Source organism: Bacillus sp. FSL K6-1106 (assembly GCF_038005245.1).
Taxonomy (GTDB): Bacteria; Bacillota; Bacilli; order Bacillales; family Bacillaceae; genus Bacillus; species Bacillus altitudinis.
In genome coordinates this window covers 320,844-345,452 of record NZ_JBBOSV010000001.1, presented here as the reverse complement: position 1 = coordinate 345,452, position 24,609 = coordinate 320,844, and the positions used below count along the sequence as shown (strand labels likewise).

Below are 24,609 nucleotides of genomic sequence, written 5' to 3'. Positions count from 1 at the left end.
TTACTACAGAGATTTCGAAATAGTTTGAATAGTTTCGATTGCGCGTTTAGCGTACTCTGCATAGCGCTCTTGTTTGTTTTTAATTCGAACGCCAAGATCTTTCAGCAAGCCAAAGTTTGCATTCATCGGCTGGAAGCTTTTCTTGTTTGTTGATGTGATGTAGTAAGCCATACTGCCAATCGCTGTTTCTTCTGGAAGTGTCACAAGCTCTTCTCCTTTAACAAAACGAGCTGCGTTGATTCCAGCCACTAGTCCTGAAGCCGCGGACTCAACATATCCTTCAACACCAGTCATTTGTCCGGCAAAGAATAAGTCGTCTCTATTTTTAAATTGATATGTCGGTTTTAGAAGGCTTGGCGAGTTAATAAATGTATTACGGTGCATCACACCATAGCGAACAATCTCTGCCTCTTCAAGACCTGGGATCAAACGGAATACTTCCTTTTGATCGCCCCATTTTAGATGTGTTTGGAAACCAACAATATTATATAAAGTACCTGCTGCATCATCCTGTCTTAATTGAACAACAGCGTAAGGTCTTTTCCCTGTTTTTGGATCTTCAAGTCCAACTGGTTTCATCGGGCCAAACAACATGGTTTTTTTCCCTCTTTTGGCCATGACTTCAATGGGCATACAGCCTTCGAAGAAGATTTCTTTTTCGAACTCTTTTAACGGCACAGTTTCAGCAGAAATGAGCGCCTCATAAAAACGATCGAATTCTTCTTCTGTCATCGGACAGTTTAAATAAGCCGCTTCCCCTTTATCATAACGTGATTTCAAGTACACTTTATCCATATCGATGCTGTCTTTCTCGAGGATCGGCGCTGCTGCATCGTAGAAATATAAATACTCTTCACCTGTTAAGGATTTTAATTCTTTTGAAAGTGCTTCTGATGTTAGAGGACCCGTTGCGATAATCGTCGGACCTTCTGGAATGCTTTGCACTTCTTCTTGAAAGACCGTCACATTCGGGTGATTTTTCACGCGGTCTGTGACGTTAGCTGCAAATTCATGACGATCTACTGCAAGCGCTCCACCAGCAGGAACCGAGCTTTCATCTGCTGCTGCGATGATTGCTGAGTCTAAATGACGCATTTCTTCCTTTAGTACACCTACTGCGTTTGTTAAAGCGTTCGCACGCAATGAGTTACTGCATACGAGCTCCGCAAATTTATCAGTGTGGTGAGCTGGTGTTTGTTTAACAGGTCTCATTTCATACAGATGAACTTTAATTCCGCGCTTGGCAATTTGCCATGCCGCTTCACTTCCTGCTAAACCTGCTCCGATCACATTTACAAATTGACTCATTGTACAACTCTCCTATTTCGTAAGTTCTATTTGATGACATAAAAAAGCAGGTGAACAAGGCTGCTCACCGCTATTTTTGTTGTTCCTCTTTATAATCACAGTTCACACATTGAACTTGAATGCCTTTTTTCAGCTTTTTCTCTACAAGCATATTTTCGCATTTTGGACACTTTCTTTCAATTGGTTTGTCCCAAGAGACGAATTCACACTCTGGAAAACGATCGCAACCGTAAAAAATGCGGCGCTTCTTAGATTTCCGTTCAACGATATTTCCTTCGTGACAAGTCGGGCATTTGACACCAATATCTTTGACAATTGGTTTTGTGTTACGGCAGTCAGGGAAATTAGAGCATGCCATGAACTTACCGTATCTCCCCATTTTGTACACCATTGGATGACCACACTCTTCGCAATCAACTCCGGCGTATTCAGGCTCGATCTCAACTTCCTGCATCTCTGCTTCTGCTTTTTCTACCCGTTTTGCAAAATCTTGATAGAAACTGTCGATAATACGTACCCATTCAATCGTACCTTCTTCAACGCTATCAAGTTCTTTTTCCATTTTCGCAGTAAATTCTACGTTAATGATTTCAGGGAAGAATTCAATAATTAAGTTGAGCACAATCTCTCCAAGCTCTGTTGGAATAAACCGTTTGTTATCAAGTGCCACGTAGCCGCGCTTTTGAATGGTATCTAATGTTGGTGCATACGTCGATGGGCGGCCGATACCTAGCTCTTCAAGGGTTTTGACAAGTCTTGCCTCAGTGTAGCGTGGAGGCGGCTGCGTAAAGTGCTGCTCTGGTTCAATATCTTTTGAAAGAACGGTGTCTCCCTCTTTCAGATCAGGAAGCATTTTGTCCTTTTCTTCTAACTGGTCGTCCTTCCCTTCAACATATACTTTCATAAATCCAGGGAATTTCACCTTACTTCCATTTGCACGGAAAGTAAGCCCGTTATTTTCAAGATCCACACTCATTGTATCAAGAACAGCTGGTGCCATTTGGCTTGCCACAAAACGTTCCCAAATCAATTTATAAAGACGAAGCTGATCTCTGCTTAGCACGTGTTTGACATCTGCTGGTTTTCTTAGCGTAGAAGTCGGACGGATGGCTTCGTGAGCATCCTGTGCATTTTCGTTCTTTTTGGCAGTACGTTTTGTTGTATTCAAGAAATTCTTGCCGTACGTTTGATCAATGAAAGCAGATACTTCTTCAATTGCCGTATTGGAAATACGTGTTGAGTCCGTTCTCATATATGTAATGAGACCTACTGTACCTTCTTTACCAAGATCAATTCCTTCATATAATTGCTGTGCAATCATCATCGTTTTCTTCGCACGGAAGTTTAGTTTTCTCGCTGCCTCTTGTTGTAGGGTAGATGTTGTAAACGGAACAGCTGGGTTGCGTTTACGTTCTTTTTTCGTCACTTTTTCAACAGAAAACTTGCTTCCTTTTAATTTCGAAAGGATTTCTTTTACATCTTCTTTTGTTTTTAGCGGATGTTTTTTGCCATTTACGCCAAAGAAACTCGCTTCAAAGCTTTCTTTCCCTTTTAGGAAGGTGCCATCAATTGTCCAGTATTCTTCTGGTTTGAATTCATTAATTTCATTCTCGCGGTCAATAATCAGGCGGAGTGCAACTGATTGAACACGACCGGCGCTTAAGCCCTTTTTGACTTTCTTCCATAAAATTGGGCTGATTTTATATCCAACGAGACGATCTAAGATTCGTCTTGCCTGCTGTGCATCAACCAAGTCCATATCGATCATACGTGGATGTTTAAAGGAATCTTTAATTGCATCTTTTGTAATCTCGTTAAAGACAACGCGGCAATCTGAAGAGAGGTCAAGGTCAAGGCTGTGGGCTAAATGCCAAGCAATCGCTTCTCCCTCTCTGTCGGGGTCAGCTGCGAGATATACTTTTTTTGCTTTTTTCGCTGCTGTTTTTAATTCTTTTAAGACTGGACCTTTTCCTCGAATCGTAATATATCTCGGTTCGAAGTCATGCTCAGTGTCAACACCAAGCTGACTTTTCGGTAAATCCCTTACGTGCCCCATTGAAGCCTTTACTTTATACTTTTTTCCTAAATAACGCTCAATCGTTTTCGCCTTTGCTGGCGACTCAACGATGACTAAATAATCAGCCATACTCAAAATCCCCCTTAAGAGGTGTTCTCTCTTTATCCATTTCACAAATTTATATTTATGTTAATTGCACCTATCTAACAGGCAATCGTTAAAAATTCTTTATGATGAACATCATTATAAACACGAAAAACAAAGTGTAAACTTAAATCCTCACTATTATTAAATATTCCGATGTCTTTTGTCAAACGATATTTTTATGGGAGTTCAGTATATTGAACACCACTCAAGGAGAATTCCTCTAAAATATCCTTCGTTGAATGAACAAGCTTGGCACCTTGCTGAATCAGTCTAGCTGGACCTATAGAATTAGAATCAAAGATCGATCCTGCAACAGCAAACACTTCTTTTCCTTGCTCTAATGCCTGGTAGGCTGTAATAAGCGAACCGCTCTTTTCTTTGCACTGGACCACGATGGTTCCTCTTGTCAGGGCACTAATTAATCGGTTTCTCATTGGAAAATGCCATTTTTCTGGTTTGATATAAGGCGGATGCTCTGACAACAGTAAATGATGTTCTCCCATATATTGAGCCATTTGCACATGTTCTTTTGGATATACATGTTGAAAGCCGCCAGCTACAACACCAATCGTTTTTCCTTTTTTTCTTATGCACTCTTTGTGTGCAAGTCCATCAATTCCTTTTGCTAAACCACTCACAATCATCCAATCTTCCTCTACAAGTTCTCCAACAATTTTCTTCACGCACGCTTCTCCATAAGAGGATGGCACTCGTGTACCTACTACACCTAAACTTTTTTCTTCATTTAAATAGGTAACGTTTCCTTTTAGGAATAATACTGGGGGAGGATCATAAATGTGTTTTAGTGAGCTGGGATATAAAGGTGATGTGATGGGAATCATGTGAATATTTTGCTTTAAATAGGCTTGAACGATGTGTTGAAAAATGGGGAATTCATTTTCTTCAGCTTGTTGTAAGCGGGTAAAGTCGATCTTTTGTAATGATCGATCCTGTTTGAAATGATGTGTTTCTTCATTTATATATAGCTCAGGATCGACTTTCCACCATTTTGTTAACAAAGAGGGTGAGATGAGGCCTTTTAAGCGGTGAAAAATCATTCTTTCGGACACGTTGTACATACCATTCCTCCAGTTTAAGATAGAAAGAAGAAGACTTGTCAAAGAACAAGTCTTCTTGTGTCATTAATGCGTTTTACAAGCTTCGAAGAGATTCTTCTCTTTTAACACTTTAATTAAGGTTTCTCCCATGACAGATGGTGTCTCTGCCACTTCAATTCCACATTCACGCATTGTTTTTACTTTTTCATCAGCAGTTCCTTTACCACCAGAAATAATGGCACCAGCATGTCCCATACGTTTTCCTGGAGGCGCTGTTTTACCGCCAATAAAGCCAACAACCGGCTTGGTCATATTTGCTTTTACCCATTCAGCTGCTTCTTCTTCAGCAGTACCACCGATTTCACCAATCATGATCACAGCATGCGTTTCAGGATCTTCATTGAAGGCTTTTAATACATCAATAAAGTTCGTGCCATTGACAGGGTCTCCGCCAATTCCTACAGCTGTTGATTGACCAACACCAGCCTCTGAAAGCTGATGTACCGCTTCATATGTAAGCGTTCCAGAACGAGACACAACACCAACATGACCTTTTTTATGAATGTAGCCAGGCATGATGCCAATTTTACATTCTTCAGGTGTAATCACGCCAGGACAGTTCGGTCCAACAAGTCTTGTCTTCTTACCTTCCATATAGCGTTTCACTTTAACCATATCCAGAACTGGAATGTGTTCTGTGATACAAATCACTAGATCCACTTCTGCATCAACAGCCTCTAAAATGGCGTCTGCTGCAAATGGTGCTGGTACATAGATAACAGAAGCATTTGCTCCAGTTGTCTGTACTGCTTCAGATACAGTATTAAATACAGGAACTCCCTCTACTTCAGTTCCACCTTTTCCAGGTGTGACACCGCCAACGATATTTGTTCCATACTCAATCATTTGTTTTGTATGGAATAATGCGGTTGAACCGGTAATCCCCTGAACAATTACTCTCGTATTTTTATTAATAAATACACTCATTTAGGTTCCCTGCCTTTCTGCTCTACTTGACTAAAGATACGATCTTTTCTGCCCCGTCAGCCATAGACTCAGCAGAAGTGATATTTAAGCCTGAATCACTTAGGATTTTCTTCCCTAATTCAACGTTTGTTCCTTCAAGACGTACAACGAGTGGTAATGTTAAGCCGACTTGTTTCGTCGCTTCAACAACACCTTCTGCGATGACATCACATTTCATGATGCCGCCAAAAATGTTCACGAAAATCCCTTTGACATTTTGATCAGATAAGATGATTTTAAATGCTTCCGTTACTTTTTCAGCAGTTGCACCGCCGCCAACATCAAGGAAGTTTGCAGGGTCCCCGCCGTAATGCTTGATGATATCCATTGTAGACATCGCAAGGCCTGCTCCATTCACCATACAGCCAATATTCCCATCTAGAGAAATGTAGCTTAGGTCATATTTAGATGCTTCAATCTCTTTTGGATCTTCTTCATCAAGGTCACGGTATTCTAATATATCTTTTTGTCTATATAAGGCATTGCTATCAAAGTTTAATTTTGCATCAAGTGCCATGACTTTTCCATCACCTGTTACAACAAGAGGATTAATCTCGGCAATTGAACAATCCTTTTCAATAAACGCATTGTAAAGGCTTGTCATAAACTTAACAGCTTGACCAACTAATTTTGTTGGAATATTAATTTTAAACGCAACTTCTCTCGCCTGATAGGCTTGAAGACCAATCGCTGGGTCGATGACCACTTTCACGATTTTTTCTGGCGTTTTTTCTGCTACTTCTTCAATTTCAGTACCGCCTTCTTCAGAAGCCATCAAAACAATTCTTGATGTCGCTCTATCCAAAACGAGTCCTACATAGTACTCTTTTTGAATATCGCAGCCTTCTTCAATAAGTAAGCGTTTTATTTCGCGCCCTTCAGGCCCAGTTTGATGTGTGACAAGTGTCTTGCCGAGCAATTCCTCTGCAAACCCTTTCACTTCATCTTTTGTTTTTGCAATTTTTACCCCACCTGCTTTACCACGGCCGCCTGCATGAATCTGTGCTTTTACGACATATACAGAGCTTCCTAGCTCTTCTGATGCTTTCACTGCTTCATCAGGTGTAAATGCTACTTTACCATTTGGAACTGAAACCCCATATTTTCTTAGGATTTCTTTTCCTTGGTACTCATGGATATTCATTTCCCATCCTCCCAACATATGTAGAAACAAAAATTATAAAATAGACTGCGCTTTCATTTTAAAGAATAAAAAAGAGAATGTCTAGGGTTCTATGTAAAATCGTAAAATCCTTCTAAACATTCAAACTTTTATTTTATTAAAAATATAAATTTTTCAGTCAAAACACTTATTTTACCTTATTTTTTCATTTTTTGATCCAACCGATAGACAAATGAAAATATTTCTGCTACAGTATCGTATAACGCTTCTGGGATTTCCTCATCGAGCGTTAAGTGGCGCATCAGTTCTACTAAATTACGGTCTTCTTGGATAGGGACGCCAGCTTTTTGAGCTTCTTCAATAATATGATCAGCCACATAGCCGCTGCCTGTTGCAACGACTTTTGGCGCTTTTTGTTTTTCTTCATCATAGTGTAGAGCGACCGCTCTTCTAAGCGGTTTTGAATCTTTCATACTCGTAAGTCCAGCCCTTTCTCGCTGATTTTATGAAAGTGTTCATCTAGAAAGTGAGACGGATCAATTGGCTCTTCTCTCTTTTTCGCTGTAATCCCCGTTAAACTATACCCTAGGGCATTTAAATTCTCTCGAACAGCTGGAATCATTGGATTAATGGTCCCTTGCAGTTCGTGAGCCGTCTCGACTGTAATTGACATCACTTTTTGCTGAATCGTACAGTCTATTAACGTTTCTTCTAAGTTCTCCATGTTTAAATAAAACATTAAACGGCACTGAGAAATATCAATAGAGCCATCTTTTTTCTTATGCCCTTTTAGAATAAAGGTTAAATCTTGAACACTATGTTTTGAGAAAAGAGGGTAAGAAACCATCATTTGACTAACTGTTTGGTTTTCCTGATGCACTAGTAACTGCCCATTTAATCTATGGAATAATTGATCCATTTCTTTTTTTACGGGTTCCGGAACATCAGCTTGCCTTGCATCATTTAAAACCATCTTTAATTGGTGAAGCTCTTGGCTTTTGACATCTTGGCTGCCCTTTTCCAGTAATTTCAGCATCCCAATTTCATCTCGTACACCTATCGCTTTTTTCATCGTCATCAGTAAATCGAGTACATCGGTTTTATTGCTTAATGCTGGTTCAGTCTGCTGAATGACCTTTACCAATGCGTTCGCCTCTGTTTTTGAAAGAAACGGAAATTCCTTTTGAAGCACGGCTGCCTTTGCGTCAGCCTGTGGCCCTGCCTGCTGGACTGCTTGAACCAGTGATGTGAGTTGTTTTACATCAAGCTGCTGCTGTCCGTCTGTGCCTTGCTTTGTGATGCTTGTCAGAATGCGTTCTATTTGCTGAAGCGGGAGCTGTTTTGGACTTAATAATTGCTGCACGCTGTTCTGATTCACTGTATCCACCTGCCGCCCTTGTATAGCGGCGGGCTGGCTCTGCTTTGTTTGCTGAACCGGATTGACATGAGGCTGCACCTGCTGCAAGCTTTCTCCTTGCTTCGTTTGACCTTCTTTTACTCCTAGAAGCACCGATAAGAGCTTTTCTGCATGAACAGTTGTCTCAGCATTTACAACCGTACGAACGGCCTGTGTAAGAGCCTGTGTGGCTTCTGTTTGCTTCGGAAGCTGTGTTAATCGATCTAGCAGTGCTGTCACATCCTGATGAAGTGCAGAGGGGGATTTCATCGCTAATATTGATTGGAGCACTCCTTGCTGAATCGGCAAATCTTTCTTTAAAGCAAAAAGAAGTGCTTGCAGACCTTTTTTGATATCCGCGCCTTGAAGTTGTTCAATCCATTTTACTGCCGTTTTTAACTCTGCTTCGTTGATGACCGGTTTTTCTTTTAAAAAGGCTGTAGCTGTTAACATTTGTTCAAGTCCATTTTTAAGCGACAGACCTTCTAGTAGTTTAGCTGCGGCATCCTTTAATGTTTTAGGATCTTGGTCAAATTGCTGAACAGGTCTTAATTTACTCAGACTGCCTCCACCTTCTTGTTCTAATTGGAACCAGTAGAAAGAATCGGCTTTGAGCTGAGCCGCTAGCTGCGCTTTGATTTTGGTCGAACCTAATTGAACAAGTGCTGTATCATCACCAAGCATTTTCAGTACTTTGCCGAGAATGAGCCGGTGAATATTTTCCTTTCCTTCCGTGTTAAACGGAACAGATTCTGCCGTATTCAGCCGACTATTCAGTGCAGTATGTATATCTTCAACTCTTGTCATCACAGGCAGCCTCCTTGTGTCAAAATATTTATGAAATAACAGATTTCACTGGTGCAAATGATAACCGGTGGATAGGTGTGGCGCCATGTGTTTGAATGGCAGCCAGGTGCTCTTTCGTTCCATACCCTTTATGTTTTTCAAATTGATACTCAGGGTACTGGCGTCCATACTCTTCCATCATTTGGTCCCTTGTCACTTTGGCAATACATGCACCAGCTGCGATGGATGCGCTTTTAGCATCTCCTTTGATGATATTCTCCTGTTGAGTAGGAAGCGGGAGCGTCATCGCATCTATGAGTAGATAATCAGGTGTGTGAGTGAGCTGCTTTACAGCCTTCACCATCGCCAGTCTTGATGCTTCGTATATATTCATTTCGTCAATCGTTGCCGCATCAACAATGCCGATGCCGATGTCGAGTGCTTCCTTTTGAATGAGCTCATAATAGGTCATTCTTTTTTTCTCAGATAGCTGTTTTGAATCATTTAAACCGAGTAGGACGGTATCTTCTTTTAATATCACAGCTGCCGCAACAACTGGGCCAGCCAGTGGTCCTCTTCCTGCTTCATCTATGCCTGCAATACAAGTGTATCCTAGCGCTCTTGCTTTGGTTTCAAATTGCAGCATTTGCTTCCATGCTGCACGTAGTTCTTGCTGCTTTTCTCTCTCTTTGTTCCATTTGTCCATCAGTTTCTGGACACTTTTTCTTGTATCGTCTTTCAATAGTTCACGAATGTATGACTCGTCGTCAGCATGTTGTTCTATTAATTCTTTTATTTGTTTGACCGTGTACATTGGCTTTTCCGCAGCCTCCTTCTTTATATCGGCAGTTTTTCGCAAAAAATAAAGACCCGCATGAGCTGCGTGTCTTTTAGCTTTCAGGCTTCTCAAAAGTGAGGGGACCAAATTTTTCCGTTCGAATATCCCGAATAATGATTTCAGTCGTTTTGTCGTAATTAATGAATCCTCCACTCATCAGACAGCCGCGTTTTGTGCCAATGGCATCAAACAGCTCAACTGTATCTTCAGGTATTTCTGCTAAATCATAGCGTTTTTTTAACCGCTCTGGATAGTGCTCTTCTAAAAAGCGGAGCGCATACACTGCGACATCCTGCAAGTTGATGATAGAGTCTTTAATCGCTCCAGTGACGGCCAGCCTAAGACCTACTTGTTCATCTTCAAATTTCGGCCAGAGAATTCCGGGGGTATCGAGCAGTTCAAGTTCTTTTCCTACCTTCACCCATTGCTGTGACGTCGTAATACCAGGTCGATCTCCTGTTTTCGCAATATTTTTCTTTGCCAACCGATTGATCAGCGTTGATTTGCCGACATTGGGAATTCCGATAATCAAAGCTCGAATGGCACGCGGCTTAACACCTTTTGCTTTCATTCGATCGAACTTTTCTTTTAAGATTTCTTTTGATGTCGTTATGATTTGATTTAACCCTTGTCCATCGACAGAATTAATGGCAAGTGACCGTACACCTTGCGCTTCAAAGTGTGCCTGCCACTCTTTTGTCATACGAGGATCTGCTTTATCTGCTTTGTTCAAAAGCATAATTTTCGGTTTGTTTTGGAGGATTTCTTCAATCATTGGGTTTCTAGAGGACATCGGAATTCTTGCATCGGTTAATTCAAATACGATGTCGATGAGCTTTAATTTTTCTGTGACTTCCCGTCTTGCTTTTGCCATATGGCCTGGAAACCATTGAATTGTCATATGTGCACCTTCTCTCTTCTAACGGTTGTCTCTATACATTGTACAAAAAAAGAGCCTGTTACAGGTAACAAGCTCTTTCTTTTGATATCATTATCGTCTGATTTCTTTGATACGAGCCGCTTTACCGCGAAGTTCACGTAGGTAGTAAAGTTTCGCACGACGTACCTTACCGTGACGTACAACTTCGATCTTAGCGATTTTTGGTGTGTGTACAGGGAATGTACGCTCAACGCCTACACCGTAAGAGATCTTACGAACTGTGAAAGTTTCGCTGATTCCACCACCACGACGCTTAATTACAACACCTTCAAAGATCTGGATACGCTCACGAGTACCCTCGACAACTTTCACGTGTACACGTAAAGTGTCACCAGGACGGAACGCAGGAAGATCAGTGCGTAATTGTTCTTTTGTGATTTCTTCAATCAATTGTTGCATCGTTTTCAACTCCTTCCAACAGATGCTCATGTCCTCTTTCTTCATTGCAGCGGAACATCGTTTTCAAACTTGAATCGGCAAGCCGTCCAAGTCACAAGTAGTATCATACCACACCTGTATACCTTGTGCAATACAATCTAGTCATTATGAAGCTGCCAAAGCCATCTTTTTTCTTCATCCGTTAATGTTTTGCAAGAATCGATCAAATCTGGCCGTCTTGTATAGGTTCGCTTCAACGATTCTTTACGCCGCCACTCTTCAATTTTGGCATGATTTCCAGAGAGAAGCACATCTGGTACTTTCAATCCTTTATAATCAGCTGGTCTTGTATAGTGCGGATGCTCAAGCAGACCTGTACTAAATGAATCTTCGATATGAGACGCTTCTTTTCCAAGCACATGAGGCAAAAGCCTGACCACACTGTCTGCAATCATCATCGCCGGCAGCTCTCCGCCTGTGAGAACGAAATCCCCGATTGAGATTTCATCTGTGACAAGATGCTCCCTGATGCGCTCATCGTAGCCTTCATAGTGGCCGCAAATGAACATAAGATGCTCTTCTTTTGCAAGCTCTTCTGCTTTCTTTTGTGTATATCTTTCTCCTTGAGGACAGACAAGAATAATGCGGGGCTTCTTGTTTGCTTTTTTCGTTAAATCTTCTACCGCATCAAATACAGGCTGTGCTTTCAGAACCATGCCAGCACCGCCGCCATACGGATAGTCATCCACTGTTTTATGTTTATGATCGGAATACTCCCTAAAATTTACGACATCAAATGAGACCGCATCTTTTTCCTGAGCTTTTTTTAAGATCGATGAGTGAAGCACTCCTTCAAACATTTCAGGAAACAGTGTTAAAAAGTCAATTTTCATTCGTCAATGAGTCCTTCCATCACTTCAATGTGTACTTTCTTGGATGAAATATCAACTGTTTTGACGACAGATGGAATATAAGGGATGAGGGCATCTTTTTTGCCTTTTCTGCCAACCACCCATACATCATTTGCCCCTGGCGTTAAAATCTCTTTGATTTGACCAATCAGTTTGTCCTCTTCATCATATACTTCACAGCCGATGATTTCGTGGAAATAGAATTCCCCTTCATCTAATGAACCAAGATGTTCTTTTTCTACTTTTAAAATCGACTCTTTAAATTGCTCAGCTTCATTTAATGAACCGACTTCTTCAAATGTCAGTAAATCAAATTGTTTGTGCTGTCTATGTGATGCGACAGTCACTTTTAGCGGTTCTTTTTGATTTTGTTTGAAAATATAAAGGACGCTGCCTTTTTTGTAGCGTTCTTCTGGGAAATCAGTCTTTGACACAACACGTACTTCTCCGCGCACTCCATGTGTATTGACGATCTTTCCGACATTCAACCATTCTAGTTCCATGTTCTATAATCACCCCTGACGTATTTCCACAATGGTGCCGTCTTTCACGACGATGACATTGTCTTGCATTTTGTCATCCCATTTATCACCTATTTTTACTTCAATCAGCGCATCCACTTCTGTTTCTTTCATTTCACTGCCAAGAGGCAAGATATGCAGCTGCTCGACTTGAAAGTCAATTTGCCTCATTTTCTCTTGTCTTTTTTCAATGGCTTTTTGAAATTGAGGGATGGCTTCTTGCTGATGTGGTTCTTTTTCATGCTTTTTGAGTTGAAAATATAGTTGATTGCACTCACGTTCTAGTCTTTCTTTTTTCTCCAAAAAAGTCGTTAACAGTTTGTCCTTACTGCTTTCAGTTAATACTTGCATGACGGTGACATGTTGAATGATCTGCATCTTCCTTTTTGTCCCCCTATCCGAAGGCATTTGTCCTCTACAGTATAACGAAAAATAGATTTAAACGTGTAAAAAAAGGGGAGGTCCTAAGCCCTCTCCCTTTTTAGTCAGCAATCTCAAGTTGAACTTTCTTAGAAGACTCTGCACTTGCTGCAAACATGACTGTTCGTATCGCTTTAGCTGTACGTCCCTGCTTTCCGATCACTTTTCCGGTATCTTCAGCATTGACAGACAGTGTGTAAATGACCTGCTCATCTTTTTCTAATGAAGATACGTGAATATCTTCAGGGAAATCAACAAGTGGCTCGACGATGGACACAATCAATTCTTCCAAGGACAGCTCATTCATTATTTGCTGTTTTTCGCATTATGAAATTTTTCAAGAATTCCTTGGCTTGAGAAAAGGTTACGAACTGTATCAGATGGTTTCGCACCATTTTGAAGCCATTTAAGCGCTAATTCTTCGTTGATTTTCACCTCAGCTGGTGATACCACTGGGTTGTAAGTTCCAACTGTTTCGATGAAACGACCGTCACGTGGTGAACGAGAATCTGCTACAACAATACGATAGAAAGGAGATTTTTTTGCTCCCATACGTTTTAAACGAATTTTTACTGCCATTTTACTAGCACCTCCGAAAATATTTCAACAAGATAGTATATTAACAATGATAAAAGGGTTTGTAAAGTGTTTTTTCTTAACAACGGTTTTATCATGTATAACCAATTACATAAATGGTAATTTAAAGCCGCCTTTTTTCTTTCCTTTGGACATATTGGTCATTTGCTTCATCATCTTTTTCATTTCGTCAAATTGTTTTAAAAGGCGATTGACTTCCTGTACAGATGTTCCGCTTCCTTTTGCAATCCGTTTTCTTCGGCTTGCATTGATGACCTCTGGCTGTTCTTTTTCTTCAGTCGTCATTGATTTAATGATCGCTTCGATGTGATTCAGCTGCTTTTCGTCTACTTGGACGTTTTTGAGCCCTTTCATTTTACCGGCTCCCGGCATCATTTGGATCAGTTCATCAAGTGGACCCATGTTGCGAACCTGCCCAAGCTGCTCGAGGAAATCATCGAGCGTGAAGCTCATTGTCCGCATTTTTTGTTCAAGCTCTTTCGCTTTATCTTGGTCAACGTTTGCTTGTGCTTTTTCAATAAGCGTGAGCACATCTCCCATGCCAAGAATTCTCGATGCCATCCGCTCTGGATGGAATGGTTCAATTGCATCAAGCTTTTCACCTAGTGCGGCGAATTTAATCGGCGTATTTGTGACTGCACGAATTGACAATGCTGCCCCGCCTCGCGTATCACCGTCTAGTTTTGTCAGAACGACACCTGTTAAACCAAGCTGTTCATTAAAGCTTTTTGCGACATTGACAGCATCTTGACCAGTCATCGAGTCAACAACGAGGAAAATCTCTTCTGGATTTGCGACTTCTTTTACTTTCTGAAGTTCATCCATTAAGTCTTCATCAATATGAAGACGTCCTGCTGTATCTAAAATGACATAATCATGATGTTCTTCTTTCGCTTTTTCAATTGCCTGTTTGGCAATTTCGACAGGACTAACTTGATCACCTAATGAGAATACGGGCATATCAAGCTGTTTCCCAAGCGTTTGAAGCTGCTGGATCGCTGCTGGTCTGTAAATATCAGCGGCCACCATCATCGGCTTGCGATTATGTTTTTTGCGAAGTAAGTTGGCAAGCTTTCCAGTTGTGGTCGTTTTACCTGCCCCTTGAAGACCAACCATCATAATGACAGTTGGAGACTTTTTCGCTACAGCGATTTTACTCTCTTCCCCGCCCATTAATTCAGTGAGTTCTTCTTTTACAACTTTAATGACCTGTTGTCCTGGGGTAAGACTTTGCATGACCTCTTGTCCAACTGCCCGCTCGCTTACTTTTTTCACAAAGTCTTTGACTACTTTAAAATTGACGTCAGCTTCAAGAAGGGCAAGGCGCACCTCGCGCATCATTTCTTTTACATCTTGCTCTGACACTTTTCCTTTGCCGCGGATTTTTGAAATCGTCTGCTGCAGTCGGTCGGCTAATCCTTCAAATGCCATACTGTGCCGCCTCCTAATCTAATTTCTCAAGCGATTCAATTAAAGCTTCTGCTTCTTCCTTTTGCGCGGAATCTGCTACAAGCTCTCTCATTTTTGTGAGAAGTTCTTTACGCTCTTTAAATTTCTTAAACAAGAGCAGCTTTTCTTCATATTGTTCAAGCATCGCTTCAGTCCGTTTAATATTATCATAAACAGCCTGTCTTGATACTTCATATTCATCCGCAATTTCACCGAGGGAAAAATCGTCTAGGTAGTAAAGCGACATGTAGCTCTTTTGTTTTGCGGTCAACAACGATTGATAGAAATCAAACAAGTAGTTCATTCTCGTTGTCTTTTCAAGCGTCATGGGCTCTCTCCCCTTTGTTAAGTTCATTCCCTTTACAACAACTAAGTTTACACGGTTCTGATCTATGTGTCAAGTTTTTATCTTGTCACTTCCTGCGGCGATATTTAAATAAAAAAGCCGGCAGTTTTGCCGGCATTTTGATTAGTCTTCTTGATCAATCATGTCTGAGAATAATCCGTACACATACGATTCAGCATCGAACTCTTGCAGATCGTCTACTTTTTCACCTAATCCGACAAGTTTTACAGGGATGTTGAGCTCATTGCGAATGGCAAGAACAATCCCGCCTTTTGCAGTACCGTCAAGCTTTGTTAAAGCGATACCTGTCACGTTTGTCGCTTTAGAAAATTCCTTCGCTTGCGCCATCGCATTTTGACCCGTTGTCGCATCAAGGGCAAGCAGTACTTCGTGCGGTGCATCGGGCACTTCGCGCTCAATGACTCTCTTGACCTTCTCTAGCTCTTTCATCAAGTTGACTTTGTTTTGCAGTCTGCCTGCTGTATCACAGATCAAGACATCTGCTTTTTTGGCTTTAGCTGATTGAACGGCATCATAGATGACCGCTGCCGGGTCAGAGCCTGCTGTTTGTTTAACGACAGGAACACCAGAGCGCTCGCCCCATACTTCAAGCTGCTCAATCGCCCCCGCACGGAACGTATCACCTGCTGCTAAAATGACGGATTTCCCTTCATTTTTCAGCTTGTTTGCCAGCTTACCAATGGTTGTGGTTTTACCGACACCGTTCACGCCTACAAATAAAATAATATTTAAACGGCCGTCTTCAAGGTTCAGTTCAGAGATTTGTTCCTCACCGCTATTGTAAATCTCCACAAGTTTTTCAGAGATGACTGCTTGTACTTCACTTGGGTCTTGAATGTTTCTTAATTTCACTTCTTTTTTCAGCTCATCAATCAGTTCCATCACAGTCGTGAAACCAACATCCGCACCGATTAACACTTCTTCTAGTTCTTCAAAAAAGTCTTCATCCACTTTACGATAGCGAGAAATGAGTTCATTTACTTTTCCCTGAAACGAATTTCTCGTTTTTTCAAGTCCATCTTTAAACTTTTCTGATACTGAATCGGTTTGCTGCGTAAATTTTTCTTTTAATTTCTTAAAAAAGCTCATTGGTTCAAAAACCTCCTTTAATTACTGGACAAGCTCTTTCGTTTCCTCTAGTTTGACAGATACCAGTTTTGAGACACCTGACTCCTGCATCGTGACACCGTACAGAACATCTGCTTCTTCCATGGTTCCTTTTCGATGTGTAATCACAATGAACTGTGTTTCTTGGCTGTATTTCTTTAAATACTGGGCAAAGCGGAACACATTCGCTTCATCAAGTGCCGCTTCTACCTCATCTAGCACACAGAATGGAACTGGTCTCACTTTTAAGATCGAGAATAATAAAGCGATGGCTGTTAATGCTCTTTCTCCGCCTGAAAGCAGGCTTAGATTTTGCAGCTTTTTCCCCGGCGGCTGCGCCACAATATCGACACCTGAGTTTAGTAAATCGTTTGGATCTGTCAACTTAAGGTCTGCTCTTCCTCCGCCAAATAATGCTTGGAAAACAGATTCAAAATGCCCGCGGATTTGAGAGAATGTCTCAGAGAAACGTTTCGTCATCTCCTGATCCATTTCTTCAATGACTTGGAATAACGTATTTTTCGCTTCTGTCAGATCATTGCGCTGTTCAGTTAAGAAGAGAAAACGTTCATTCACACGTTCATACTCGTCAATGCTGCCTAAGTTCACTGTTCCAAGCTCTTCAATGGCTAGTTTGATCAATTTCACGCGTTTTCTTGCTTCATCCGGCGATAGCGTCAGATGATACATTTCTTTTGCTCCTTCAAACGAAAGGGCATACTCTTCGTTTAAATAGGCGATGAGGTTATCAAGTTCAACTTCCATGCGGCCAAGCTTGATTTCTTCATCTTTTAAGCTTGTCGTGAGCTGTTTATACAGGCGTTTTTGCTCTTTCAGTTCACGTTCAGCGAATTCTAATGTTTCAGAAAGAGCCAGGCGCTGTTTGCGTCGCTCTGAGATAAGCGCTGTCGTTTTGTTTTTATGTTCCAGTTTCTCTTTTGCCGCTTCTTCCAGTTGTTCGGCGCCGCTTGAGCTGGATGACATTTCACTTGTTAAGAGGGACAAATCTTCTTTTGTTTCCGTCAGCGTCTTTTCAGCCTCTTCTAATTCAGCCGTTAAGCTCGACAGTTTTTCTTGTTCATTTGCTAAAGACTGCTCTTTTTTGGCAAGCGAGATTTTCAGCTCTGTTAATTCGGAAAAAATGGTTTCTTTCGTTGAGCTTTGGGTCTGCTTCCGTTTTGTTAACGTGTTGATCTCTTCGTCAAGAGAGGTCAGTTTCTCACCTATAGATGTTTCAAGGGCTGCCTGCTCTTTATCCTTGCTCGCAAGTTCGCTAGAGCGCTGCTGCAACTCTGCTTTTTCTTGATCATAGAGCTCTAGATGAGCGTTAATATTTTTTTCAGCTACTTGCAGTTCATATAATGTCCCTTTTAACTCTTGCTGCTTTTCTCGAAGCATTTCGCCGCGCTGACGCAATTCATTTAATTGGACTTCGCTTTCGGCAATCGATTGCTTCGTTTCTTTTGTTTCTTTTTCAAGGATCGTTGTTTTTTCTTCCATTTCAACGAGCTGCTTTGTTAATGTTTCAATCTCTCTGTTTCTGGAGAGGAGGGAATTGTTCTTTTTCTTTACGCCTCCCCCAGTCATTGAACCGCCTGGGTTCACGACGTCCCCATCAAGGGTCACGATACGATAACGATGTCCAAGCATTTTCGCTAGCTCGTTGGCACCTTTTAAGTCTTTCACGATTAGGACTGTTCCAAGCAAATTCCGAATGACTTTTTCATACTTTTCATCAAAGGAAACGAGCTGACTCGCTACGCCGATAAATGCGTCATGCTGCTCAGCTGTTTGAATATCTCTGAACTGAATGGTTCGTTCTTTGATGACGTTCATCGGCAGGAAGGTCGCACGCCCAAAGGAATGCTGCTTTAAGTATCCAATGGCCTGTCTGGCAGCCGCTTCATTTTCAGTAACGACATGCTGCGTGGCTGCGCCAAGTGCAATTTCAATCGCTGTTTCATGTTGCTGCTCTGTTTGAATCAGCTCTGCAATCGCCCCGTGAATACCGCCTAACCGGTCCTTTGCCTTTAAAACCTCTTTCACTCCTTGGAAAAATCCTGAGAAGTCTTCCTGCATGGATTCAAGCATTTCTTTTTTAGATTTTGCCTGCTGTACATATTGATAGGCTTGGTAAAGAGCCGTTTCTTTTTTCTCGTATTGACGTTTCATCTGCTCTAGCTTTTGTTCCGCTTCTCTAAAGCGTTTCACCTGAGCCAAAATGTCTTCTTCTCGTTCTGAAAGTTGCTTCTCGGCTTCTGTTTTCTTTTCCTTCACAGATACCCGTTCTTCGATATGTTTCTGATTATTTTGCGTTAACCGCTCTAGCTGCAAGGCTGCTTGGCGCTGCTGTTCTTCTAGTAATGTACGTTCGTTTCGGATAGAAGCTTGCTCGTTTAATAAGTCAAAATAATCGCTTTTCAACTGTTCAATTTGCCCTTCCACATCTTCACTATGAAGAGACAGCTGATGCTGTTTTGTTTTCACTTCATCTTTTAGCTGCTGCACTTCTGTTTGCAGGCTGTCACGTGTGACTTTCTGCTGTTCAATCTTTTCCGTTAACAACGCCTGTTTTTCGGTTAAACGCACAAGCGTGTCTTCTAGCTGCCCTTGGTTAGCGGCCGCATTTTTTTTCCGTTCTTTTAGAACTTCTTTTTTTCCTTCAAGTTTTTCTAGTTCTTCACTTGTGAAAAGGAGGACTTCTTGAAGGTCATGAATCGAATCGTCAAGTGCCTGAATACGGTCTCTCGATTCTTCGATTTTGGCTTCCTTCGCTTGAATGTCTGTGGACTGCTTCATTTCATCTTGTTTGAACCGCTCGACAGCTTCACCAAGTGTTGTCCATTTTTTGTGCAGTGCTTCAATATCATGGACGGTGAGAGCAATTTCTACATTTTCAAGTTCTTCTTTCTTTTGCAGATAGTCTTTTGCAATAGATGCCTGCATTCTTAGTGGTTCTACTTGATCTTCTAGTTCATGCAGAATATCTTCTACCCGGTTTAAGTTGTCCTGCGTTTCAAACAGTTTATTCTCGGCTTTTTTCTTTCTTGTTTTATATTTCAGGACACCAGCTGCTTCTTCAAAGATGCTGCGTCTTTCTTCAGCTTTACTCGATAGAATCTCTTCTACCTTACCTTGACTGATGATCGAAAAAGCTTCTTTTCCAAGACCTGAATCCATGAAAAGATCAATAATATCCTTTAAGCGGACAGACTGATTGTTAATGAGAAATTCACTTTCTCCAGAACGATAGACTCTTCTTGTCACACTGACTTCGTGAAAATCGATCGGCAAAAAGTGATCTTCGTTATCGAGCGTTAATGTCACTTCTGCTAAGTTGACTCGTTTTCTTGAGTCACTTCCTGCAAAAATGATGTCTTCCATTTTTCCTCCGCGGAGGCTTTTTGCTGATTGCTCTCCAAGTACCCAGCGGATCGCATCAGTAATATTACTTTTGCCGCTTCCGTTTGGTCCAACAACAGCTGTAACCCCTTTGACAAAGTCTACAGTCACCCGTTGTGCGAAAGATTTGAATCCTATCACGTCTAAACGTTTGAGGAACATGAGAGTGATCCTCCTTATGTATTTAAAGTACTATTATCTTACCATATGAACTGAAAAAAGATGATGGAAAACAGAGTGAAATCCCCCTGAATCACGAGGGGGATTTTATTGGTTCATATGATGTTTCTGTAATTTAGCAAGTGCTTCCTGTGCAGCATGCTGTTCCGCTTCTTTTTTTGAACGGCCATTTCCAATTCCGAGCACTTCTCCTCTAAGGGATACATTGGCTTCAAATTCCCGGTTATGTGCTGGGCCTTTTTCATGCAGGATTCGGTATTCAAGTACACCTTTTCCATCTCGCTGAACAAATTCTTGAAGCTGGCTTTTAAAGTCCATAACATGTGAGAATGCCCCGTCATTAATTTTCGGGTACACATAGGCTTCTAGGAATCGTTCAACAGGCTCAAGTCCTTGATCTAAATAAAGCGCTCCGATAAACGCCTCAAATACATCTGCTAAGAGTGCCGGACGCTTTCTGCCGCCTGTCATTTCTTCCCCTTTTCCTAAAAGAACAAGGTCTCCGAAGGACAGCTCATGTGCTAATGACACAAGTGATGGCTCACATACGATCGCCGCTCTCAGTTTTGTTAAATCTCCCTCGCTCATGGCTGGATACTTTGCAAATAAGAACTGTGAGATCGTCAATTCTAAAACAGCGTCCCCTAAAAATTCAAGTCTTTCATTATCCTCATAAGGTTTTTTCCGATGCTCATTCACATAAGAGGAATGTGTAAAGGCTTGATAGAGTAGTTTTTCATTTTTAAAGTGTACAGAAATGCGCTGCTGAAATTCTCTGAATTGCTCTAGTTTTTTGCTCTGTTTCTGTTTGTCTTTATAGTGTTTTGGCATAGCAACCTCCAGGTAGGCGTCATCGCCTTTAAGGATACTGATTATATGGAGTCTCTCTTTCTACATGCAAGGAAACCGTGCTCCTTAGCATCTGAAAAAGGCTGACAATTGATCAGCTGAATATGTTGAAACTAACATAAATTTTCAAAGTCCCGCCATGAAAATAGACGGGACTTTGTTACGCTTATTGCTGGCTATTTATGTAGTTCACAGCGTCACCGACTGTTGCAATTTTTTCAGCATCTTCGTCAGAAATTTCCATATCGAACTCATCTTCAAGTTCCATAACTAGCTCAACTACATCAAGGGAATCAGCGCCTAAATCTTCTTTAAATGAAGCTTCCATTTTCACGTCAGCCTCATCAACGCCAAGGCGGTCTACAATAATTTTTGATACACGCTCTAATACGTCTGCCATTGCCTTTCACCTCCCCTCAAAGTATTATAGTTGATTCGTTTTTAAAAAACTAGAGAAAACGTAACGAAATTTTGATATTTCTTAGGACATAACCATTCCGCCATCCACTTGGATGGTTTGGCCTGTAATATAACCTGCTCCTTCTGAAGCTAAAAAGACAACAACGTTGCTTATATCTTCAGGCGCACCAAAGCGTGCGAGCGGGATTTGCTTCAGCATTTCTGTTTGAACATTCTCATCAAGCTTGTCAGTCATATCAGTAGAAATAAAGCCTGGTGCTACGGCATTGACTGTAATATGACGGCTTGCCAGCTCTTTCGCTGTTGTTTTCGTTAAACCGATCACACCAGCTTTTGCTGCAACGTAGTTTGCTTGTCCAGGGTTTCCGCAAACGCCGACAACAGATGCTACATTGATGATTCTTCCGCTGCGCTGTTTCATCATTTGACGTGTCACAGCTTTTGTACAGTTGAAGACACCTTTTAAGTTTATGTTAATGACATCATCCCATTCATTTTCTTTCATTCTCATGAGCAGGTTGTCCTTTGTAATTCCAGCATTATTCACAAGAATGTCGATTGAACCAAATGTATCAACGGCTTGTTTCATTAATGCCTGTACTTCTTCTGCATTTGACACATCCGCTTTGACAGCAAAAGCCTGCTGGCCAAGTGCTTTGATCTCATCTACGACTTCATTTGCTTTTGCTTCGTTGCCTGAATAGTTCACCACAACATTGGCACCTTTTTTCGCCAAATCGATCGCAATCGAACGACCAATACCGCGAGATGCACCTGTGACAACAGCTGTTTTATTTGTAAGCATCAAGAATCCCCCTTGAGTGTTTGAATGGCTGCTTCAATTGTTTCTTGATCTGATACGGAAATGGTCGTCAGGCGGCGATTGACTTTTTTCACAAGACCTGAGAGCACTTTACCAGGACCAATTTCAATAAATGTTGTCACACCTAAGTCAATCAGGCGTTCTACACTTTCTTCAAATCGAACAGGAGAATACAATTGTTCAATCAGCTTCGTTTCAATTTCATTACGTGATGTCACGATGTCTGCTGTTACGTTTGAAATCACTGGCGTCGCGGCATCAGAAATGTCTAATTTAGATAATACATCTGTGAATTTTTCAGCTGCTGGTTTCATTAATGCAGAATGGAAAGGTCCACTCACTTCAAGTGGAATTGCACGTTTTGCGCCCTTTTCTTTCGCTTTCTCTGATGCAAGTTCCACACCTTTTGCTGTACCAGAGATGACGATTTGGCCCGGACAGTTTAAGTTCGCAAGTTCTACAAGATGACCGCTTTCTGTCACTTCTTTTGTCACTTCTACAAGCGCTGCTTGGTCTAAGCCAAGAATCGCCGCCATTGCGCCTTCTCCTGCTGGAACGGCTTCATTCATTAATTCGCCGCGCTTTCTCACTGCGAAAACGGCATCTTTAAACGAAAGAGCTCCCGCTGCAACAAGGGCTGTATATTCACCCAGACTGTGCCCTGCTGCATAATCTGCTTTGATTCCGCTCTCTTCAAACTTCTTTAAGATCGCGATGCTTGTCGTTAAAAGAGCTGGCTGTGCATTATATGTCAGCGTCAGTTCTTCTGCATCTCCTTCAAAAATCATTGAAGATAAATCAAAACCAAGGGTCTGATCTGCTTCTTCAAACACAGCTTTAGATGCTGCTTCTTGGTCAAATAAATCTTTTCCCATGCCAATTTTTTGAGAGCCTTGGCCTGGGAATAAAAAAGCAATTTTACTCATGCTGCTCTACCTCCATTACGACTCATTCGTGTCTTCTTTTTGAACTTCTTGATGAATGATAGCTGAAACGTCTTTTTTAACGATGTCGCGCGCCTGACGAATGGCATGAAAAATCGCATTTTCATCAGAGGAACCATGCGCTTTAATAACGGGTGCTTTTAAACCAAATAATGCGGCACCACCATATTCGGAGTAATCCATTTTAGATTTCATCTGCATTAATTTTGGCTTCATCATACCTGCTGCTATTTTAGCTGTGAAACTGGATGTTAAGGTTTCTTTCAGCATTTTAAAAACAGAAAGGGCTGTGCCTTCGATCGTTTTAAGGGCGATATTCCCCGTGAAACCATCTGTGACAACGACATCAGCTACACCCTCTAATAAATCACGCGATTCTACATTTCCTACGAAATTCAAATTTGATGCTTTTAATAATTCAAAGGTTTTTTTCGTTAAATCGTTGCCTTTTTTATCTTCTGTCCCGACATTTAAAAGTCCAACGCGTGGATTGCTCTTCGGGAAGACATGCTCTGCATAAATAGATCCCATCATGGCATATTGCACAAGATGCTCTGGCTTTGCATCAACGTTTGCGCCGACATCCAATAATAAGAACCCGCTGCCATCAAGTGTTGGCAACGTCGGAGCAAGTGCTGGTCTGTCAATGCCATCAATTCTGCCTACGATAAACAGGCCTGCTGTCATGAGTGCCCCAGTATTTCCAGCTGAAATACAGGCATCTGCTCTTCCTTCTGAAACTTCCTGCGCCATTTTCACCATAGAAGAATCCTTTTTACGTCTCACTGCACGCACTGGTTCATCCGTTGGTTCAATGACTTCTTTTGCATCTAAGATCGTGATGCGTTCATGATTTGTTATGTATGATTTGATCTTGCTTTCATCGCCGACTAGTGTAATCTCGATATCTGAAAATGCTTCTAAGCTTTTTTGCACACCGTCAATAATGGCTTTAGGGGCATGATCTCCCCCCATTGCATCGACTGCAATTCTCATGTTATGTGCCACCTTTTACTTTTGTTTTGAGCGATACATGACGAAATCGCCTGAGAAGACAACTTCCTCACCTACATAGCTGTTTACTTCAACTACGGTTCTGCCTTTTTCTTTATCATGTGAGGCAACTTTGGCTTTTGAGACGACTCTTTCGCCTTGTTTGACCTGCCTTGTAAACTTAATATTTGCTTTTGCTGTCAAAGCCAGTTCATCGTCGATGACGGCTACTGCCAGCGAATTTGCCTGGGCAAAAAGATGATGTCCCCTGGCAATTTGGTTACGGCTGAATACATGCTCTTTTCTTACTTCAAAAATGGAAATCGCTTGATCATCAAGCTCTACATCAATCATTTCTCCAATAACTTCATCCAGCGGAAGAGACTTCACTTCATCCTCTAATGTCTTTTCGGCCACGTGCTTAATTCGTTCGCGTAATTCAGGGATTGACAGCTCCAAACGGTCAAGACGAACTGTTTGAATGCTTACACCGAACTTACTTGCCAATTCTTCATCAGTAATGAACGGAGTCGAGCTGATCGTTTGCTGGAGAAGCCTTTGTCGTTCTTTTTTATTTAGTTTCATATGCAGACACCATCCGTACATTTA

The 24,609-nt window shown here is 41.4% G+C and carries 25 protein-coding genes; all 25 read right to left on the bottom strand.

Features of this window, described 5'->3' with window-relative positions; genetic code table 11:
• Positions 1-3 precede the first annotated feature (3 nt).
• Positions 4-1,308 (bottom strand): FADH(2)-oxidizing methylenetetrahydrofolate--tRNA-(uracil(54)-C(5))-methyltransferase TrmFO, encoded by a 1,305-nt coding sequence (gene trmFO, locus MHI20_RS01790; RefSeq protein ID WP_007499618.1) that lies wholly within the window; start codon positions 1,306-1,308, stop codon positions 4-6.
• A gap of 70 nt (positions 1,309-1,378) precedes the next feature.
• Positions 1,379-3,454 carry a type I DNA topoisomerase gene (gene topA / locus MHI20_RS01785; protein ID WP_008344821.1) on the bottom strand — a complete coding sequence of 692 codons (2,076 nt, stop codon included), beginning with the start codon at positions 3,452-3,454 and terminating at the stop codon, positions 1,379-1,381.
• Positions 3,455-3,648: 194 nt separating this feature from the next.
• A complete protein-coding gene (gene dprA / locus MHI20_RS01780) occupies positions 3,649-4,551 on the bottom strand; it encodes a DNA-processing protein DprA (protein WP_041090524.1) in 903 nt (300 codons plus the stop codon).
• A gap of 63 nt (positions 4,552-4,614) precedes the next feature.
• On the bottom strand, positions 4,615-5,517 hold the full coding sequence (sucD, locus tag MHI20_RS01775) for a succinate--CoA ligase subunit alpha (RefSeq protein WP_007499624.1): 903 nt from the start codon (positions 5,515-5,517) through the stop codon (positions 4,615-4,617).
• 22 nt (positions 5,518-5,539) lie between these two features.
• Complete coding sequence (sucC, locus tag MHI20_RS01770; protein WP_008344824.1) at positions 5,540-6,700, bottom strand: ADP-forming succinate--CoA ligase subunit beta; 1,161 nt, start codon at positions 6,698-6,700, stop codon at positions 5,540-5,542.
• A 176-nt stretch (positions 6,701-6,876) separates the two neighbouring features.
• Entirely contained in the window at positions 6,877-7,152 is a 276-nt protein-coding gene (locus MHI20_RS01765) for a FlhB-like flagellar biosynthesis protein (RefSeq protein WP_144665394.1), read from the bottom strand.
• Positions 7,149-8,882 (bottom strand): glycosyltransferase, encoded by a 1,734-nt coding sequence (locus tag MHI20_RS01760; protein ID WP_144665392.1) that lies wholly within the window; start codon positions 8,880-8,882, stop codon positions 7,149-7,151. The genes MHI20_RS01765 and MHI20_RS01760 overlap by 4 nt, the downstream gene beginning before the upstream one ends.
• Before the next feature lie 28 nt (positions 8,883-8,910).
• Positions 8,911-9,675: a ribonuclease HII gene (locus tag MHI20_RS01755; RefSeq protein WP_072367271.1), complete on the bottom strand. Its 765-nt coding sequence runs from the start codon at positions 9,673-9,675 to the stop codon at positions 8,911-8,913.
• 76 nt (positions 9,676-9,751) lie between these two features.
• Positions 9,752-10,600: a ribosome biogenesis GTPase YlqF gene (gene ylqF, locus MHI20_RS01750; RefSeq protein ID WP_007499632.1), complete on the bottom strand. Its 849-nt coding sequence runs from the start codon at positions 10,598-10,600 to the stop codon at positions 9,752-9,754.
• A 90-nt stretch (positions 10,601-10,690) separates the two neighbouring features.
• The gene (gene rplS, locus MHI20_RS01745; protein WP_008344834.1) at positions 10,691-11,038 is read right to left on the bottom strand and encodes a 50S ribosomal protein L19; all 348 of its coding nucleotides are present in this window, start codon (positions 11,036-11,038) and stop codon (positions 10,691-10,693) included.
• Between the two features lie 137 nt (positions 11,039-11,175).
• Positions 11,176-11,910 carry a tRNA (guanosine(37)-N1)-methyltransferase TrmD gene (trmD, locus tag MHI20_RS01740; RefSeq protein ID WP_007499635.1) on the bottom strand — a complete coding sequence of 245 codons (735 nt, stop codon included), beginning with the start codon at positions 11,908-11,910 and terminating at the stop codon, positions 11,176-11,178.
• Positions 11,907-12,431 (bottom strand): ribosome maturation factor RimM, encoded by a 525-nt coding sequence (rimM, locus tag MHI20_RS01735; RefSeq protein WP_340936427.1) that lies wholly within the window; start codon positions 12,429-12,431, stop codon positions 11,907-11,909. Before rimM ends, trmD begins: the two co-directional genes overlap by 4 nt.
• Before the next feature lie 9 nt (positions 12,432-12,440).
• Positions 12,441-12,827: a YlqD family protein gene (locus MHI20_RS01730; RefSeq protein ID WP_008344839.1), complete on the bottom strand. Its 387-nt coding sequence runs from the start codon at positions 12,825-12,827 to the stop codon at positions 12,441-12,443.
• A gap of 103 nt (positions 12,828-12,930) precedes the next feature.
• Positions 12,931-13,176, bottom strand: a complete 246-nt coding sequence (locus MHI20_RS01725) for a KH domain-containing protein (RefSeq protein ID WP_012009937.1) — start codon at positions 13,174-13,176, stop codon at positions 12,931-12,933.
• Positions 13,176-13,448, bottom strand: a complete 273-nt coding sequence (gene rpsP, locus MHI20_RS01720) for a 30S ribosomal protein S16 (protein WP_008344841.1) — start codon at positions 13,446-13,448, stop codon at positions 13,176-13,178. Before rpsP ends, MHI20_RS01725 begins: the two co-directional genes overlap by 1 nt.
• A 105-nt stretch (positions 13,449-13,553) precedes the next feature.
• Positions 13,554-14,897: a signal recognition particle protein gene (ffh, locus tag MHI20_RS01715; protein WP_008344842.1), complete on the bottom strand. Its 1,344-nt coding sequence runs from the start codon at positions 14,895-14,897 to the stop codon at positions 13,554-13,556.
• A 13-nt stretch (positions 14,898-14,910) separates the two neighbouring features.
• Positions 14,911-15,243, bottom strand: a complete 333-nt coding sequence (locus tag MHI20_RS01710; RefSeq protein WP_008344844.1) for a putative DNA-binding protein — start codon at positions 15,241-15,243, stop codon at positions 14,911-14,913.
• 141 nt (positions 15,244-15,384) lie between these two features.
• The gene (gene ftsY / locus MHI20_RS01705; protein ID WP_144665388.1) at positions 15,385-16,371 is read right to left on the bottom strand and encodes a signal recognition particle-docking protein FtsY; all 987 of its coding nucleotides are present in this window, start codon (positions 16,369-16,371) and stop codon (positions 15,385-15,387) included.
• Between the two features lie 21 nt (positions 16,372-16,392).
• Positions 16,393-19,953: a chromosome segregation protein SMC gene (gene smc / locus MHI20_RS01700; RefSeq protein WP_340936422.1), complete on the bottom strand. Its 3,561-nt coding sequence runs from the start codon at positions 19,951-19,953 to the stop codon at positions 16,393-16,395.
• Between the two features lie 105 nt (positions 19,954-20,058).
• Positions 20,059-20,802, bottom strand: a complete 744-nt coding sequence (gene rnc, locus MHI20_RS01695) for a ribonuclease III (protein WP_017367233.1) — start codon at positions 20,800-20,802, stop codon at positions 20,059-20,061.
• Between the two features lie 184 nt (positions 20,803-20,986).
• Positions 20,987-21,220, bottom strand: a complete 234-nt coding sequence (gene acpP / locus MHI20_RS01690; protein ID WP_003212028.1) for an acyl carrier protein — start codon at positions 21,218-21,220, stop codon at positions 20,987-20,989.
• An 81-nt stretch (positions 21,221-21,301) separates the two neighbouring features.
• The gene (gene fabG, locus MHI20_RS01685) at positions 21,302-22,045 is read right to left on the bottom strand and encodes a 3-oxoacyl-[acyl-carrier-protein] reductase (protein ID WP_008344855.1); all 744 of its coding nucleotides are present in this window, start codon (positions 22,043-22,045) and stop codon (positions 21,302-21,304) included.
• A complete protein-coding gene (gene fabD, locus MHI20_RS01680) occupies positions 22,045-22,989 on the bottom strand; it encodes an ACP S-malonyltransferase (protein ID WP_046343522.1) in 945 nt (314 codons plus the stop codon). The genes fabG and fabD overlap by 1 nt, the downstream gene beginning before the upstream one ends.
• Before the next feature lie 15 nt (positions 22,990-23,004).
• A complete protein-coding gene (plsX, locus tag MHI20_RS01675; protein WP_100324972.1) occupies positions 23,005-24,003 on the bottom strand; it encodes a phosphate acyltransferase PlsX in 999 nt (332 codons plus the stop codon).
• A gap of 15 nt (positions 24,004-24,018) precedes the next feature.
• Positions 24,019-24,585 (bottom strand): transcription factor FapR, encoded by a 567-nt coding sequence (gene fapR / locus MHI20_RS01670; RefSeq protein WP_008344859.1) that lies wholly within the window; start codon positions 24,583-24,585, stop codon positions 24,019-24,021.
• Between the last annotated feature and the right edge of the window lie 24 nt (positions 24,586-24,609).